At 38.4% G+C, this 16,282-nt stretch carries 14 protein-coding genes; 1 reads left to right on the top strand and 13 read right to left on the bottom strand.

From position 1 onward, the window contains the following. Window positions 1-28: 28 nt before the first annotated feature. The 9 genes from ACNTMY_RS01415 to ACNTMY_RS01375 form a co-directional block, all read right to left on the bottom strand. Entirely contained in the window at window positions 29-1,885 is a 1,857-nt protein-coding gene (locus ACNTMY_RS01415; RefSeq protein ID WP_423216397.1) for a proline--tRNA ligase, read from the bottom strand. Window positions 1,886-2,037: 152 nt separating this feature from the next. Then, window positions 2,038-3,300, bottom strand: coding sequence for an RIP metalloprotease RseP (gene rseP, locus ACNTMY_RS01410; RefSeq protein ID WP_423216396.1), 1,263 nt, complete (start codon window positions 3,298-3,300; stop codon window positions 2,038-2,040). 83 nt (window positions 3,301-3,383) lie between these two features. Further along, window positions 3,384-4,178 (bottom strand): phosphatidate cytidylyltransferase, encoded by a 795-nt coding sequence (locus ACNTMY_RS01405; protein ID WP_274641498.1) that lies wholly within the window; start codon window positions 4,176-4,178, stop codon window positions 3,384-3,386. Between the two features lie 12 nt (window positions 4,179-4,190). Continuing rightward, window positions 4,191-4,946, bottom strand: coding sequence for an isoprenyl transferase (locus ACNTMY_RS01400; protein WP_003067715.1), 756 nt, complete (start codon window positions 4,944-4,946; stop codon window positions 4,191-4,193). A 134-nt stretch (window positions 4,947-5,080) separates the two neighbouring features. Continuing rightward, window positions 5,081-5,425, bottom strand: a complete 345-nt coding sequence (yajC, locus tag ACNTMY_RS01395) for a preprotein translocase subunit YajC (protein ID WP_024344794.1) — start codon at window positions 5,423-5,425, stop codon at window positions 5,081-5,083. 100 nt (window positions 5,426-5,525) lie between these two features. Next, window positions 5,526-6,377 (bottom strand): GNAT family N-acetyltransferase, encoded by an 852-nt coding sequence (locus ACNTMY_RS01390; RefSeq protein WP_423216395.1) that lies wholly within the window; start codon window positions 6,375-6,377, stop codon window positions 5,526-5,528. A gap of 79 nt (window positions 6,378-6,456) precedes the next feature. Beyond that, window positions 6,457-7,455 (bottom strand): UDP-glucose 4-epimerase GalE, encoded by a 999-nt coding sequence (gene galE / locus ACNTMY_RS01385; RefSeq protein WP_027968094.1) that lies wholly within the window; start codon window positions 7,453-7,455, stop codon window positions 6,457-6,459. Between the two features lie 9 nt (window positions 7,456-7,464). Then, window positions 7,465-8,934, bottom strand: coding sequence for a UDP-glucose--hexose-1-phosphate uridylyltransferase (gene galT, locus ACNTMY_RS01380; protein WP_423216394.1), 1,470 nt, complete (start codon window positions 8,932-8,934; stop codon window positions 7,465-7,467). A gap of 19 nt (window positions 8,935-8,953) precedes the next feature. Continuing rightward, on the bottom strand, window positions 8,954-10,126 hold the full coding sequence (locus ACNTMY_RS01375; protein WP_423216393.1) for a galactokinase: 1,173 nt from the start codon (window positions 10,124-10,126) through the stop codon (window positions 8,954-8,956). A gap of 151 nt (window positions 10,127-10,277) precedes the next feature. Here ACNTMY_RS01375 and ACNTMY_RS01370 point away from each other — a divergent pair, with 151 nt between their 5' ends. Next, a complete protein-coding gene (locus ACNTMY_RS01370) occupies window positions 10,278-11,276 on the top strand; it encodes a LacI family DNA-binding transcriptional regulator (RefSeq protein WP_423216392.1) in 999 nt (332 codons plus the stop codon). A 37-nt stretch (window positions 11,277-11,313) separates the two neighbouring features. Here the strand turns inward: ACNTMY_RS01370 and dexB are convergent, their stop codons facing one another. From dexB to ACNTMY_RS01350, 4 genes are all read right to left on the bottom strand, one after another. Next, window positions 11,314-12,924, bottom strand: a complete 1,611-nt coding sequence (gene dexB, locus ACNTMY_RS01365; protein WP_423216391.1) for a glucan 1,6-alpha-glucosidase DexB — start codon at window positions 12,922-12,924, stop codon at window positions 11,314-11,316. Between the two features lie 130 nt (window positions 12,925-13,054). Beyond that, the gene (gene gtfA, locus ACNTMY_RS01360) at window positions 13,055-14,497 is read right to left on the bottom strand and encodes a sucrose phosphorylase (protein ID WP_423216390.1); all 1,443 of its coding nucleotides are present in this window, start codon (window positions 14,495-14,497) and stop codon (window positions 13,055-13,057) included. A gap of 71 nt (window positions 14,498-14,568) precedes the next feature. Further along, complete coding sequence (locus tag ACNTMY_RS01355) at window positions 14,569-15,402, bottom strand: carbohydrate ABC transporter permease (protein WP_423216389.1); 834 nt, start codon at window positions 15,400-15,402, stop codon at window positions 14,569-14,571. A gap of 13 nt (window positions 15,403-15,415) precedes the next feature. Further along, window positions 15,416-16,282, bottom strand: coding sequence for a carbohydrate ABC transporter permease (locus ACNTMY_RS01350; RefSeq protein WP_423216388.1), 867 nt, complete (start codon window positions 16,280-16,282; stop codon window positions 15,416-15,418).

Raw genomic sequence — 16,282 nt, 5'->3', positions numbered from 1 at the left:
CAGGGCTAAATACCTGACCTCTCACTAATTAGTGTTCTTTTGTCAAAATTTCAAGTGTTTCAATAAGGTTTTCAGCGTTAACTTCGATTGTATCACCAGTTGCTTTGATTTTAACTTCAACGATACCATCAGCAGCTTTTTTACCTACAGTCACACGGATTGGAAGACCGATAAGGTCGCTATCTGAGAATTTAGAACCAACACGTTCGTTACGGTCGTCAACCAAGACTTCGTAACCTTTTTCAACCAATTCAGCTTCTACTTTAGCTGTCAATGCTTGTGCTTCTTCGTCTTTCACGTTTACAGTGATAACGTGCACATCAAATGGTGCCAATTCTTTAGGGAAATTGATACCCCATGCAAAGCGGTATGCACCTTTTGGAGTTTTAGAAACAAAGAGGCGAGCGTGTTGTTCGATAACAGCTGACAAGATACGGCTAACACCGATACCGTAGCAACCCATGATGATTGGAACAGCACGACCATTTTGGTCAAGAATTGTTGCTCCCATGCTTTCTGAGTAACGAGTACCAAGTTTGAAGATGTGTCCGATTTCGATACCACGAGCGAATTTAAGAACACCTTTACCGTCTGGTGAGATTTCACCTTCTTTAACTTCACGAATATCAACATATTCTGCTTCGAAGTCACGTCCTGGGTTGACACCAGTCAAGTGGTAACCATTTTCGTTTGCACCAGCTACAGCGTTAGCAACGTCTTGAACTTTACGGTCAGCAACGATACGAACGTTTTCTGGAAGATTAACTGGGCCAAGTGAACCAAAGTTTGCACCAAAGACTTTAACAGCATCTTCTTCAGTAGCTGGATCAAGGAAGTCAGCACCAAGATAGTTTTTCAATTTAACATCGTTAACTTGGTCATTACCAACAAGAAGTGCTACAACTGGTTCGTTGTCAGCGATGAATAGAAGAGTTTTGATTGTTTGTTCTTCATCAACGTTCAAGAATGCTGCAACTTCATCGATTGATTTGCAATTAGGTGTTTCAACACGTTTAAGCTCTTCTTGAGCAACAACTTTAGTTGTTGGTTTGTATTCGTTGCTTGCCATTTCAAGGTTAGCAGCGTAACTTGATTCAGTAGAGTAAGCAACTGTATCTTCACCTGATACCAACCATGATGCCAATTCTTTTTTGATGTCTTCTAATACATCTTCTGGAATTTCATCGAATGAAGTGATTGATTTATCAAGAACAACCCAACGATCAAGGTCTGTACGGTCTGGAGTGATAGCCATAAATTCTTGAGAATCTTTACCACCCATAGCACCACCGTCACCGATGATACCTTTGAAATCAAGACCAGCACGTGTGAAGATAGCTTCGTATGCTTTACGGTATTCTTCGTAAGTTTCATCCAAACCTTCGTAATCAGCGTGGAAACTGTAACCGTCTTTCATGATAAATTCACGTGTACGAAGAAGTCCGTTACGTGGACGTTTTTCATCACGGTATTTAGATTGGATTTGATAAAGGTTAAGTGGCAATTGTTTGTATGATTTAACCGCATCACGAACAAGGCTTGTAAATGTTTCTTCGTGAGTTGGGCCAAGGATAAAGTCTGATTTATCACGGTTTTTTAGTTTATAAAGGTCTTCACCATAAGTTTCGTAACGACCTGATTCGCGCCAAAGGTCAGCATTCAAAAGTGCTGGTGCAAGCATTTCAACGGCACCGATTTTTTCGAATTCTTCACGCATGATTTTTTTGAATTTTTCGATTGTGCGGTTAGCAAGTGGTAGGTAAGCATAAATACCTGCTGAGACTTGACGAACATAACCAGCACGAACCATAAGAGCGTGGCTGATAACTTGGGCATCGCTTGGCATTTCGCGAAGCGTTGGGATAAGCATTTGTGATTGTTTCATAATAAAAATATTGCGGCCAAATCATGAAAATAAGCAAGCTGCTTTGTTAAAAAGTAGCTTACTTACTCGTATATTAGAAAAGACCGTATCAATTCCTTTCTAAAAAATGTGTATTTTTAAAATTATATACTAGATTATGAGTTTAATAAAATTTAGAAAAAGACGCGCATGATATCATTCCATGTCACAGCAATCATTAAAATAATCATAATGACGACACCGACCAGAGTGATATAGGTTTCAGTTTCTTGTTTAAGTGGTTTGCGACGAACAATCTCAATCAAATTCATTAAGATTTTTCCGCCGTCCAAAGCTGGAATCGGAATTAAATTAACAATTCCAAGGTTGATTGATAACAGCGCTAAAAGATTAACAACTGAAGTCAATCCATAAGATGCTGCTTGGCTTGAAGCTTGGTACATGGCAACTGGACCACCTAGCTTGTTCAAACTAAAGTTTGACACAAGACCTTTTAGTGCATTGAGAATGGCTGTAGCACCTTGCCATGCCATTTGGAAACCGCCAGTGATTTTATCCCAGAAGCCTGTTTTCAAAGCTGAAGAAACACCAATAAGGTAACTTCCGTGATTTTCAACTGGTTTTACAGCAAGTGTTTTAACCTTTCCTGATTTATCTTTGACTTTGACTGAGATAGTGTCGCCTTTTGAGATATTCTTAGTCGACTTAGCTACAGCTTCAGTCAAATCAGACCAGTTTGTGACTTTATAATCACCGATAGCTAAAACTCTATCACCATTTTTGACGCCTGCTGCTTGCATGGCACCACCATCAGCCACTCGAACGGCATTAGTTGCAGTGTTTGGCACACCACCTTGCATGAAAACAAGAAGGATAAATGCCAAGATTCCAAGAATAAAGTTATTCATCGGACCAGCAAAGTTTGTCATCAAGCGACCAAGAACCGTCGCATTTTGGTACTGCACATCAAGCGGTGCGATGCGAATTTCTGTACCATCTTCTTCAACGATGGTTGCATCATGGTGAACAGCAAAGGTCTTTTGTTCATCTAGAACAAGACCAGTAATTTCTAATTTATCTTCCAAATCATAAGACGTCACATTCATCGGAAGCGCTGTGTTGTCCAAGTGTTTGTTTGATAAATTAATACGTGTTACCAAGCCATCTTTATTCATCGTAAGGCTAGCAGGTGTACCAGTTTTAATTTCAGTAGTATCATCACCCCAGCCAGCCATACGAACATATCCACCAAGTGGCAAGATACGAAACGTATAAGCTGTACCTTCTTTATCAAAATGAGAAAAGATTTTCGGGCCCATGCCGATAGAAAATTCTCTCACCAAGATTCCTGCTTTTTTGGCAAAATACAGGTGACCAAATTCATGGACAATAACTAAAATTCCAAAAACAATAATAAACGTTAATATTCCGAGCATTTTGCTCCTCTCTATACCAGTAACATTATCACCTTACCAGTAAGTAACTTTCAGAAGTTGATGGAAATTTACCACTCAACTTATTAGAAAAGACCAAATAGATGCATAATCGGGAAAACAAAAATCATTGAATCAAAGCGGTCAAGAATACCACCATGACCAGGAATCAATTTTCCAGAATCTTTTACGCCAAAATGACGTTTAATTGCACTTTCGACCAAATCACCGAATTGGCCAAAAATACTAAACAAGATAACGTAAATCAACATAGCAAATAGATTGTGCGGTGCATAAACTGCTTTATCGATTAGCATGAAGATTAGTGAAACGACAACTGCACAAGCAATTCCGCCTAAGCTTCCTTCGATTGTTTTGTTCGGAGAAACTTTCGGCATTAACTTACGTTGACCAAAACGACGACCAATCATGTAAGCACCGATATCCGTTGCCCATACGATAAACAAGGCAAACAAGACTTTATCCAAACCACCCATGCGGGCATTGACTAGGTTTTGGAAACCAATTCCCACATAAAGACTTGCAGCAATCGGATAAGACACGTCGTCAAATGAATAATCATCACTGTTCATCACTGTTCCAGCTAATAGCAAGAAAACAAGTAAACCGTAGACTGAAAAGTTAGAGTCAATCGGTAGTGATGTAAAGTAATTATCCAAAGGCACTGTCAAAACAAAAGCACCTAACATTGATAAAACACCTTCAATTGAGAAGAACTCAAGATGTTTCATGCGTAACATTTCTGCTACACCAATCATTGCTAAAAGGCCTACAAAAACTTGGAAAGCAAGACCCCCATGCAACAAGAACGGCAGCATAATCAATAGGGCAATAGCTCCCCAAATCACACGTTGTTTCATGATATTTCCTTTCTAGATTCCACCAAAACGGCGATGACGCTGATTGTATTCAGCAATCGCTTTAATCAATTCGTCTTTTTTGAAATCAGGCCATAAAACTGGTGTGAAATAGAACTCACTGTAGGCTGATTGCCACGGTAGAAAATTACTAAGACGAAGTTCACCACTTGTTCGGATAATCAAATCCGGGTCGCGGTAAAGATACGGCAAATGATTAGTCATCAAGTGATTTGAAATCACATCTTCTGTAATATCATCTGGACTAATTTTTGCCTCAAGAACTTCTTGAGCAATATTTTTTACTGCTTCTGTAATTTCTGAACGACCACCGTAGTTAAGCGCAAAGTTCAAAATAAGACCAGAATTGTGCTTTGTTTGGTCACAAGCACGTTTCATAGCATCGTAAGTATCTTTTGGTAAACGGTTTGTTTCACCAATAACTTGAACTCTAACGTTATTTTCGTCCAATTGCGGGACGTATTTATCGAAGAACTCGACTGGCAAGTTCATAATGAATTTGACTTCGTCTTCGGGTCGTGACCAATTTTCAGTTGAGAATGCATAAACCGTCAGAACTTTAACACCAAGCTCTGATGCAGCAATCGTCACATCTTGCAAAGCATCCATACCAGCCTTGTGTCCCATGACACGTGGTTGCATGCGTTTTTTGGCCCAACGACCATTACCATCCATAATAATCCCAATATGATTTGGAATTTTATCGAGACTAACTGCCTCTTCTTTTTTTCTAAATTTAAATTTAAACATATCAATTCCTTAAAAGCATACTCATCGTATTATTTTACCATAAAATGGCTATTTTTTCTCTACTTAATTGAGAGGTTTTTAGGGAATAATGGCACAAAAAAAGCCAGATGTGTTTTCATCTGACTTTTCATGTATTAATCTTCGCTTTCAACAGCAGTATCTTCAGTAGTTTCTGCTTGTTCTTCAGCAGCTTCTTCAACAACCGCAGTTTCAACTACTTCTTGTTGAGCTTTGTTAACGACGCGTTTTACAGCACCTAGTTCAAATGTTAAGTAAACCCCATCGATGTCCAAAACCATTTTTTGGTTATCAACATCAACTTCATCGATAATACCATAAAGGCCACCGATTGTTACAATTTCATCACCCTTTTGTAGTGCCTTCAATTGTTCTTGACGGTTTTGTGCTTGTTTCTTTTGAGAACGTTGCATAAACCAAATCAAGGCAACCATAACAATCAACATAATAAGTGTTGGCATAAGTATCCTCCAAAAATATAAGCTTACTGACAACTATACCAAATTCCATTTCACAACGCAAGAATTGACCATTAAATGACTAAAAGCCTAATTTTTCTAGTCATTTAGCATAGACGACTTGAGTTTGTTCTTCAAATCCGAGTTTTTCATAAAGACGTTTTGCTGCAAGGTTTTCTGACTCAACCGCAATTTGAAAAGACTTTTCATTTTCAGCCACCAAAGCATTGACAAGAACTTTCATAAAATAAGTTCCAATGCCTTGACCACGATAACTTTCAGCTACTGCGAGTCCATAAAAATAATTGTATTCCGTACTAAAATCAACTGTACAAGATGCCAATACTTTTTGGTCTTTCATGACAATGTAAAGTTTTCCCGTCTTATCTGCTAGCGCAGCTTTTGCATAATGAAGAGCAACTTCATAAGTCTCTCCGAATGCCTGAGATTGAAACTCAGCAATAGCCTCAAGATGTTCTTTACAAGCTGGTGTCATTAATAAATCCGCACGATTATCAACATGATACTGTTCACGTCCACGCGCCAGCCAATATTCAAATTCATCGTCTAATTTCATGCCAAGATTTGGCAGTAAATCAGGATTTTTCGCTAGAAATGCACGTTCTGACATCACGACAAATTCTAAATGATAATCCTGCAAGGTTTCACGAAAAACATGAAATAGTTGTCTTGCATAGCCCTTTCGACGAAAATCTGGGTGAACCATAATAGCTACTTCAGCTTCCGCTGGACTATCTGCGTAAACCGTCAACAAAGCCACTAAGCGCCCATCTTCATACCCCAAAAAGAAAGCTGGCATTTTCTCATCAAAATTCAAATTATTAGAAAGGTAAGGCGTTCGGTGTGTTTCATCAAAATCTTGAACCTCTCTAATCAATTTTTCAGCAGCCAGCTTCTGCTTGTCATCCAAACAATTTGTACTAATCACTTTCATAATCTCATCCTTTTTCATACCATTCTCTACAATGCACAAAAAGCCTGAGACAAATGTCTCAGACTGGATTTATGTCATATTAACGGTCGTTGTATCCATTTGGATGGCTTGAGTGCCATGCCCAAGCGGATGCAATGATTTTTTCAATATCGTCAAATTGAGGTTTCCAACCAAGGATTTCACGTGCTTTATCTGATGATGCGATAAGCGTATCTGGGTCACCAGGACGACGGTCAGCAAGTTCAGCTGGAATTTCTTTACCAGTTACTTTACGAGCTGCTTCAAGGATTTGAAGATTTGAGAATCCTGTTGAAGAACCAAGGTTGAACGCTGTAGATGGATTACCTTCGCGAAGATATTTAACAGCAAGTAAATGCGCATCCGCTAAGTCAAATGGGTGAACATAGTCACGCACATTTGTACCATCTGGCGTGTTGTAATCATTACCAAAAATCATGATTTTTTCACGAACACCTTGTGCTACTTGCAAAATGATTGGCAACAAGTGTGTTTCTGGTCCATGGTCTTCACCGATAGAACCATCTGGTTTAGCACCAGCAACATTGAAATAACGAAGTGGGACAAACTTAATGCCATAAGCTTGGTCCGCCCATCTCATAATAGTTTCCATCATGAGTTTACTTTCACCGTATGGATTGATTGGGCGTTGTGGTGTTGTTTCTTTGATTGGAAGTTCATCTGGGATACCATAAGTTGCTGCTGTTGATGAGAAGACGATGTATTTAACACCAAATTCATTCATCACTTCAAGCAATTTAATCATACCAGCAGTGTTGTTATCAAAGTATTTCAATGGTTTTTCCATTGATTCTGCTACCAATGAGTAAGCCGCAAAGTGAATAACTGCGTCCACATCAGGGTTTTCTGTGAAAACTTTACGCATGAAATCTTGGTCAGCAAGATCTCCTTGATAGAATTTTGCATCAGGATGAACCGCTGCACGGTGTCCTGTCACCAAACTATCGACAACAACTACCTTTTCCTCACCTTTTTCAATTAAACGATCAACCATGTGAGAGCCGATGTAGCCAGCCCCACCAAGCACTAAAATTGACATTTATTTCTCCTATTCTAACCCAATGCTATTTACAAAACGCATGAAGGCTTTTTGACCTTTTTCATCACGTTTGTAAACACCGGCATCTTCTAGAACACGAACAAAAACGTGTCCAACTTCTTCTTGTACAATATCATGCACCGTATCAGCCGTAATATCCGTACGTTTTTTAATCTCATCTGCCCAATCTTTATGATAGGCAGCGATTTCATTATACTCGTTCAAAAGATATTTTTCAACTTCTAGAAGTTCATCTTTCAGACGCGGCGGTAAAATAGCTAAGCCCATAACTTCGATAAGTCCGATATTTTCTTTTTTAATGTGTTGCACATCAGCATGTGGATGATAAACACCGTCCGGAAATTCAGCTGTTGTGTGATTGTCACGAAGAACAATATCCAGTTCAAATTGACCACCACGTTTGCGAGCAATCGGAGTAACTGTATGGTGCGGTGTGTCACCTGTGTAAGCTAAAACATCAACACTTTCGTCAGAATAATCGCGCCATGCCAAACGAATTTTTTCAGCCAACTCAACCAAGCGTGCTTTGTTTTGACTGCGTAAACGAAGCACTGACATTGGCCATTTGACAATACCTGCTGTCACATCTGAATAACCTTTAAAGTGGAATTCATTGTCCAGCTCAGCTATTTCCATTGGAAAGACATGACGCCCCCCTTGATAGTGATTATGTGTCAAGATTGACCCACCGACGATTGGCAAGTCTGAATTTGACCCAGCAAAGTAACCTGGGAAAATATCAACAATATCAAGCAACTGCTCAAAGGTATTTTTACTGATAACCATCGGTACGTGCTCAGTATTCAAGATAATACAATGTTCATTAAAGTAGGCATATGGTGAGTATTGGAAGCCCCATTTTTCATCGCCAAGATTCAAGCGAATGATGCGGTGATTAGCACGCGCTGGGTGATTAATGCGACCTTGATAGCCTTCATTTTCCATACATAACTGACATTTTGGATAAGAAGATGCCTTGGTTAACTTAGCAGCAGCGATTGCTTTAGGGTCTTTTTCAGGTTTTGATAAATTAATCGTAATCTGAATATCACCGTATTGTGATGGTGTCGTAAAAGCAATGTTTTTGGCGATTGCAGCAACTTTAATGTAGTCATTACGTTTGCTTAGGTCATAAAAATCTGCGACAGCTTGTTGAGGAGATTTAGCATAAGTGTCCCAGAAGCGACGATTCACCTGACTTGGGATTGGTGTGATGAAGTTCATCAATTCAGCACCCAAGCAATCTTTTTCAGCCATCAATTCGCCGACTTTGCCATTTTTTACAGCCAAATCAACCAACTCTTCTTTGAGAGCAATTAAATCTGTTTCTTGTGTTTCTTGCTCTGCCCCATCCTCACCCACAAGGGCAAGGACACGGTTACGCAAGTAACACATATCATCTTCTGTGTAGTCGCTTGCTTCAATTACCTTAGCGACAAAAGTATCTAAAAGTTTCATTTTATCTCTCTAATCTTAATTATTTTCTAGACAAGACACGTGAACCACCAGCGATTTCAGCAATGTAGAAAGCTGGCGCATAACCGATTGTTTCAGTGTAAACTTGCCCAACATTTTTAGTAAATTCATCAACTTTATCTTTAGCAACAATGGCAATACCGCAGCCACCGAATCCCGCTCCTGTCATACGAGCTCCGAGAACTCCTTCTTGTTGCCAAGCAGTGTGAGCTAGGGTGTCAAGTTCAATACCTGTTACTTCATAATCATGTTCAAGTGAGACATGTGAGGCATTCACCAAACGACCAAATTTTTCAAGTTCACCAGCCATCAAAGCTTCTTTGGCTTGAAGGGTACGTTGATTTTCCCAAACAGCATGGCGGGCACGTTTGAGACGATTTTCATCTTTAATAAGATAGCTATATTCGTCAAAACTTTGCAAATCAAGTTCACCCAATGTCTTGATATCAAGCACTTGGTTAAGTTCTTCTACTGCTTTTTCACATTCTGCACGACGTTCGTTATATTTTGAATCAGCCAACTCACGACGTTTGTTAGTATTCATGATAACAATAACATTGTCACCAAGATCAAGTGGAACTAATTCGTATTCTAGTGTATTTGTATCAAGGTAGATAGCTTGTTTATCAGCACCCATACCGATAGCAAATTGGTCCATAATACCTGAATTAACTCCGATAAATTCATTTTCAGTTTGTTTACCAATTTTTACTAAGTCTAAACGATCTAGTTTAAGGTCAAATAATTCTTCAGCTACAATACCGACTAAAAGTTCAAGTGAGGCTGATGATGACAAGCCAGAACCATTTGGAATATTACCGTTAACGTAAAGCTCAAAACCACTGTCAATTTTGTGACCAGCTTCTTGCAAAAATTTAATGACACCTTTTGGATAATTTGTCCAGCTATCTTTCTTATCAAAAGTAAGGTTTTCAAGTGGTACTTCAATAATACCAAGTTCATCAAAATTAGCTGAGTAAAAACGTAGTAAATTATCATCACGTTTACGAGCTGCACCATATGTTCCAAGAGTGATAGCTGCAGGGAATACGTGACCACCGTTGTAGTCAGTGTGTTCACCAATTAAATTGATACGTCCAGGTGAGAAAAATGTTGCATCTGCTTCTGTTCCAAATACTTTAGCAAAGGCTTCTTTAAGTTCTGTAATAGTCATGAGGGTCTCCTTTTTTGTCTCTTTTTTTGTTTACGCTTTCATTTTACAACCCTAGTTAACATAAGTCAATAATGTTTACTAAAGTTTTACTTAAAATTTTTATTTTTAAAAATCTTGTGATATAATACTATCAAGAAAGAAGGGATGACCTATGGCTACATTAAAAGATATTGCAAAGTTAGCAAATGTTTCGTCAGCGACCGTCTCACGTGTCCTTAATAAAGATAAAACCCTCTCAGTTGGTGAAGAAACACGTCACCGTATTTTGACAGTTGCTGAAGAATTAGGTTACGAAAAACACAAACGCAACACAAACATCACACAAGAACGTCAAAAGATTGCCATTGTCCAATGGTACAGTGAACAAGAAGAATTAAACGACCTTTACTACTACAGCATTCGTATCGGTCTTGAAAAACGCGCCCAAGAATTGGGTTATGACGTCGTACGCTATTTTAACAATGACATTTTGACTATTTCAGAAAGTGTTAGCGGGATTATCGCTATTGGTAAATTCTCAGACCAACAAATTCACAGTCTAGAAAGCCATTCAAAAAATCTAGTTTTCGTTGATAGTGATACTTTGAACGCTGGTCACCCTTGCGTCACTACAGATTTTGATAATGCTGTTGTCAAAGTACTCGATTATTTCATGAAAAAAGGATTTACTAAAATTGGGATGATTGCTGGGGAAGAACGTACAACTGACCAAAAAGAACTCATCGTCGACCAACGCTTCCGTACTTTTAAAAACTACGCTTATGAAAATAACCTCTTTAACCCTGACTATGTCTTTGTAGGCGATTTTTCTGCCCCATCAGGATATGCTTTAATGAAAGAAGCTATCGAAAAATTGGGCGATGACCTTCCACAAGCTTTCTTTGTTGCAAACGACACTCTAGCCATAGGTGCCCTTCGTGCGCTTCAAGAAGCTAACATCGCTGTCCCTGACCGCGTCAGCCTCATTTCTTTCAATGACACACCTCTAACGAAGCAAGTCTTTCCTGCTCTATCCAGTATCACCGTCTATACTGAAGAAATGGGACGCACAGCTGTTGATATCTTAAATCGCCAACTTATCAAACGCCACACCGTCCCTACGATGACAAGACTAGCTACAAGCTTGACACTTCGTGACAGCACAAAATAAACCTAAAAAACAGCTCCTAATTAGGAGCTGTTTTTTATTACCCAACTTTTACGCAGAAAGCATCCCAAGGTTGGAGTTTGTGGTTTTCAAAGTCTGTTAATTCTGAGGTGTTGCTGATGATGGTTTCTTGGTAAGCAAAATTGCTTTCGAATGCTTGAACTTGATCTGATAAATTAGCAACTATGAGGTAGGTTGCGTCAGCTGTTTTTCTGAGGTAAGCAAACACTTTATCAGCTGTCTCTAAAAGTTCAAAATCCGCGTCAATCAACCAATCGTTTTCTTTGCGAAGCTTGATGAGTTTTTGGTAAGTGTAGAAAATAGAATCTGGATTGTCTAGGGCTGCTTGCACATTAATTTCTGTGTAATTTGGATTAACTGGCAACCAAGTTTTATCAGCAGTTGAAAAACCAGCATTTTTACTATCATCCCATTGCATTGGGGTTCTGGCATTGTCTCGTCCAATCATGCGAATGCTATCCATGATTTCTTCTGGCGTCTTACCATTTTCAAGGGCTTCTTTAGCAAAATTTAGTGACTCGATATCATCAATTTCTCCCAAATCTTTGAAAGGATAGTTAGTCATGCCGATTTCTTCTCCTTGGTAGATGTAAGGCGTTCCTCGCATCAAGTGTAGGGAAATAGCTAGCGCTTTGGCTGATTTTTCACGGTAAGTGTCTGTGTTACCCCAGATAGAAAGCACGCGCGGCAAATCATGATTGTCCCAGAAAAGGGAATTCCAGCCCTGTCCAAGCTCAAGCTCTGTCTGCCATTTGTTAAAAATGGCTTTGAGAGCAGGAACATTTAGTTCTTTTTCGTATTCCCATTTTGAAGCGTTTGGCTTGTGTTGAAGACCGATATGTTCAAATTGGAAAACCATTGATAATTCTTTTTCATCTGGCGATGAATACTTCTTAGCAATTTCTGGAGTCGCTCCCCAAGTTTCACCAACCGTTAGCAAATCTTTCCCAGCTAAAGTTTTTTGATGCATCTCTTTGAGATAGTCGTGCAATTTTGGACCATTATTTGAGATTAATCGGTCAGGAATTTTCCCAATCATATCAATCACGTCCATACGAAAACCAGAAATTCCTTTGTCAATCCAGCGATTCATCATGTCATAGACAGATTGGCGCAACAGCGGATTTTCCCAATTCAAATCAGGTTGTTTCTTGCTAAAAAAGTGCAAATAATATTGACCAGTTTTGCCATCATATTCCCAAGCAGAGCCACCAAAAATCGAATTAAGTTCATTAGGTTTATTACGCCAAATGTAAAAATCTCGATACTTGCTGTCAGGACTTTCATGCGCTTCAATAAACCAAGCGTGCTCATCTGACGTGTGATTAACCACTAAGTCCATGATAATACGAATATCTCGCGCTTTTGCCTCTTTTAGTAATTCTTCCATGTCAGACATATCACCAAAAATATCAGCAATCGCCTCATAATCCGAAATATCATAACCATTATCATCCATCGGAGACTGGTAAACTGGAGATAGCCAAATCGCTGTAATTCCAAGCTTTTGCAGGTAATCAAGCTTACTGATAATTCCTTTTAAATCACCAACACCGTCACCGTTTGAGTCCTTAAAAGATTTTGGATAAATTTGATAAATCGTTGCTTTGTGCCACCAATGTTTTTCCATAATGCACCTCATTTTTAGAATTCTTTGTCACTATTTTAGCTTTTTCTTTTATTTCACGCAATCGTTTGCATTAAACCATTATAACTTTAGACAAAAAAGAATTCTCAAAATTGAGAATCCTATTTTTTTATCAAAAGTCAATTACTTTTCCATTTTCCTTAACACTGTAAGTCAACTCTTTTAAATTGATTGTAGCTTCTGCCACGACACTACTTCCTTGATTGCGACGCGTAATGACCAAAGTATTTTCATCTTTGACATCAACATTAATACTACCATCAAGGTCAAAAGCAGCTGATTGATTACGGAAAGTAAACAAATGTAGCAATGCCTTAACAACTGGACGTTGAACTTCTTTTGCAATTTCATCGCTTGTATAGTAGTGACGATTGATATTACGCCCTTCTTTTGTACTTTCAAGCAACTCAAGATCATTTTTACCGGCCAAAAATCCAACGTAATAAACTTGTGGAATACCTGGTGCAAATGCCTGAATAAGACGGGCTAAGAAGTACTTACGATCATCATCACCAAGCGCTGAATAATATGTGGTGTTAATCTGGTAAATATCGAGATTGTTATATTCTGCTGTCGAATATTTTCGGTTGACGTTGGCACCTACTTTATAAAGTTCATTTGAAGTGTATTCAATCTCATCGTCTGTCAAAATATCTTTGACATCAACAACACCTATACCATCGTGCGTATCAAGTGTCGTAAATTGTTTCATTGGTGACATTTTTAGCCATTTCGCCAAACGATTAACATTTCCGCTGTAAAGGCCATAAAGAACCACCATCGGAAGCGCAAAATCATAGACGTAGTAATCATGCTCAGCGATTTTGAACTGAATTGAATAATGCTCGTGAATTTCTGGAAGTAACTCTGTACCTGATTCTGCAGCAATTCGGCGGACTTTATCAAGTAGTTCCCAAATTTCTGGCTCAACAAAGAAATCATTGGTATCTAATTTTTTGACAGCATAAGCAAAAGCATCCAGACGAATGAGATCACAGCCATTTTCAGCCAAATGCTCGATAGTCTTTCGAATGAAATCCATGGTCACATCTTTTGTCACATCAAGATCAATCTGCTCTTCACCAAATGTGTTCCAGAGATGCTCAACCGAACCGTCCGCAAAGTGAATTTCTTGTTTTGGTGCGCGGTCTTTACGCTTGTAAATCAAATCCACATCAGCTTGTGTCGGACGATTTTCAGGCCAAAATTTATCCCAATTTAAAAACAAATCTTTATAAGCACTGTTTTCATGTTTTTCTTGGTAATCTTTGTAATATTTTGACTGACGAGAAATGTGGTTAATCATGAAATCAAACATGAGATAATACTTCTCACCCAAGGCTTTCACGTCATCCCAATTTCCAAATGCTGGATCTACTTCATCGTAGTCAACAGGTGCAAAACCTCGGTCACCCGTTGATGGGAAAAATGGCAAAAGATGGACACCGCCGACAGCTTCTCCAAAATACTTGCCAAGATTTTCATTTAATTCTTTCAAATTCTTTCCCAGACTATCTGAGTAAGTAATAAGCATCGTTTTATTTTGTATTGTCATAGTTACTCCTTTACCCTTTTTTATTTTAGCAACCACCAAACAATTGAACTCGAGCTACGTCCTCTACATCCTTATTTTACTGCACCATTGCTCATACCTGAAATAATATGTTTTTGGAAAATAAGGTAGACAATTGTAATCGTAATAATACCAACTACATAAGAGGCAAAACTTGGACCGTAATCACTGAAATATTGTCCTGTATAGTTATATTGGAAAAGTGGCAATGACCATGATTCAGATGATTTATTCAGCATCAACAACGGTAACATAAAATCATTCCAAAACCATAGTGCATTGATAATTAAGGTAGTTGCATGCATTGGCTTAAGCATTGGGAAGATAATTTTACGATAAGTTGTAAATTTATCAGCACCATCAATTTCCGCTGCTTCATCAAGACTATCTGGGACACTCAACTTAATGTAGCCAACGTAAAGGAACAATGTCTGTGGCACCGCATAAGTAAGGTACAAGATAATCAAACCAGCAATATTTGTCAAACCAAGTCGACTCATCATAACTGTAATTGGAATCATGATAACTTGAAATGGCACAAAAATTCCCAAAATCAACAGGCTGTACATAATACCATAAGCACGCTTTTTGCTCATATTACGGGCAATTGAATAAGCTGCTACTGGAATAAATAGAGTCACCAAAATCACTGACACAACTGTGATAATCGTTGAATTCCAGAAATAATGTCCAATACCATCAGCCAATAAACGTGTATAGTTGCTAAATGTCACAGGATTTGGAAAAGCAAAGAAATGCTGCATGATATCCTTAGTCGTCTTAAACGAACTAAAAAGTGTTGCTAACAAAGGAATCAAAATCAGAACTGACCCTGCAAGTAAGAGCACATATTTCCAAAAAGTGTTGTAACGTTCTTCTTTTTTCATATCTTCCCCCGTCCTATACTTCAAATCGACTTGATAATTTCAGTTGCAACATTGATACAACCACAATAATAGCAAATAGAATCAAAGCAATCGCATTAGCATAGCCATACTGGTTACTTGAAAAGGCATAGTTATATACCAACAATCCGATCGTTGTTGTTGAATTACTTGGTCCACCACTTGTCAAAGCAAAGATTTGGTCAAAGGCTGTCAATCCAGCTTTAAGTGCCATGATAAATACCATTGAAATACTTGGCAACAAATATGGCAATTCAATATTCCAAAAAATTTGTTTATTATTGGCACCATCAATAGCAGCTGATTCTGTAATTTCACTTGGAATCGTTTGAAGTCCTGATAAAAATAGGATAATCGGCATAGCCACACCCTGCCAAAGCATAACAAAGATTGCTGCAACAACTGCACCGCTACTAGTTCCTAGGAGGCTTGTTTTCAAAAATTCTATGTGAAGTGCCTCTCCAATTGCTGGAAGACCGTAGTTGAAAACTTGTTTAAAAATCAATGATACTGTCAATCCTGACAAAACTGCCGGGAAGAAGAACCAAGCTCTAAAAAATGTCTGACCTTTCATTTTAGTATTCAAAGCTCGTGCTACCAAAATCCCAATCACGATTTCGCCAACAATCAAAGAAAGTGTCAAAATCAAAGTAAAACCAAGGGCTTTAAAAAACTTTGTATCTGTCATCAAAATCTTGTAGTTGTTAATCCCCACAAAATCGAAATTATAAGTCAAGCCAGTCCAGTTTGTAAAACTGTAAAACGCTCCTTGAAACATTGGAAAATAGAAGAAGATTGCTTGTAAAATCAAGGGAACAATCAAAAACGTCCATCCCCAATATTTATTCAAAAATTTTCTCAT

This window comes from Streptococcus equinus (assembly GCF_049393735.1).
Lineage (GTDB): Bacteria > Bacillota > Bacilli > Lactobacillales > Streptococcaceae > Streptococcus > Streptococcus equinus_G.
Note: the sequence above shows the minus strand (reverse complement) of the source record. Positions and strands in the feature narration are given on the sequence as shown.

Coding starts and splice junctions, on each gene's coding strand:
- ACNTMY_RS01370 (WP_423216392.1), top strand. CDS start 10,278: ATGGCTACATTAAAAGATATTGCAAAGTTAGCAAATGTTTCGTCAGCG.
- ACNTMY_RS01400 (WP_003067715.1), bottom strand. CDS start 4,946: ATGTTTAAATTTAAATTTAGAAAAAAAGAAGAGGCAGTTAGTCTCGAT.
- ACNTMY_RS01350 (WP_423216388.1), bottom strand. CDS start 16,282: ATGAGAAAATTTTTGAATAAATATTGGGGATGGACGTTTTTGATTGTT.
- dexB (WP_423216391.1), bottom strand. CDS start 12,924: ATGGAAAAACATTGGTGGCACAAAGCAACGATTTATCAAATTTATCCA.
- ACNTMY_RS01375 (WP_423216393.1), bottom strand. CDS start 10,126: ATGACTATTACAGAACTTAAAGAAGCCTTTGCTAAAGTATTTGGAACA.
- ACNTMY_RS01405 (WP_274641498.1), bottom strand. CDS start 4,178: ATGAAACAACGTGTGATTTGGGGAGCTATTGCCCTATTGATTATGCTG.
- galT (WP_423216394.1), bottom strand. CDS start 8,934: ATGAAACTTTTAGATACTTTTGTCGCTAAGGTAATTGAAGCAAGCGAC.
- ACNTMY_RS01415 (WP_423216397.1), bottom strand. CDS start 1,885: ATGAAACAATCACAAATGCTTATCCCAACGCTTCGCGAAATGCCAAGC.
- yajC (WP_024344794.1), bottom strand. CDS start 5,425: ATGCCAACACTTATTATGTTGATTGTTATGGTTGCCTTGATTTGGTTT.
- ACNTMY_RS01355 (WP_423216389.1), bottom strand. CDS start 15,402: ATGAAAAAAGAAGAACGTTACAACACTTTTTGGAAATATGTGCTCTTA.
- galE (WP_027968094.1), bottom strand. CDS start 7,455: ATGTCAATTTTAGTGCTTGGTGGGGCTGGCTACATCGGCTCTCACATG.
- rseP (WP_423216396.1), bottom strand. CDS start 3,300: ATGCTCGGAATATTAACGTTTATTATTGTTTTTGGAATTTTAGTTATT.
- gtfA (WP_423216390.1), bottom strand. CDS start 14,497: ATGACAATACAAAATAAAACGATGCTTATTACTTACTCAGATAGTCTG.
- ACNTMY_RS01390 (WP_423216395.1), bottom strand. CDS start 6,377: ATGAAAGTGATTAGTACAAATTGTTTGGATGACAAGCAGAAGCTGGCT.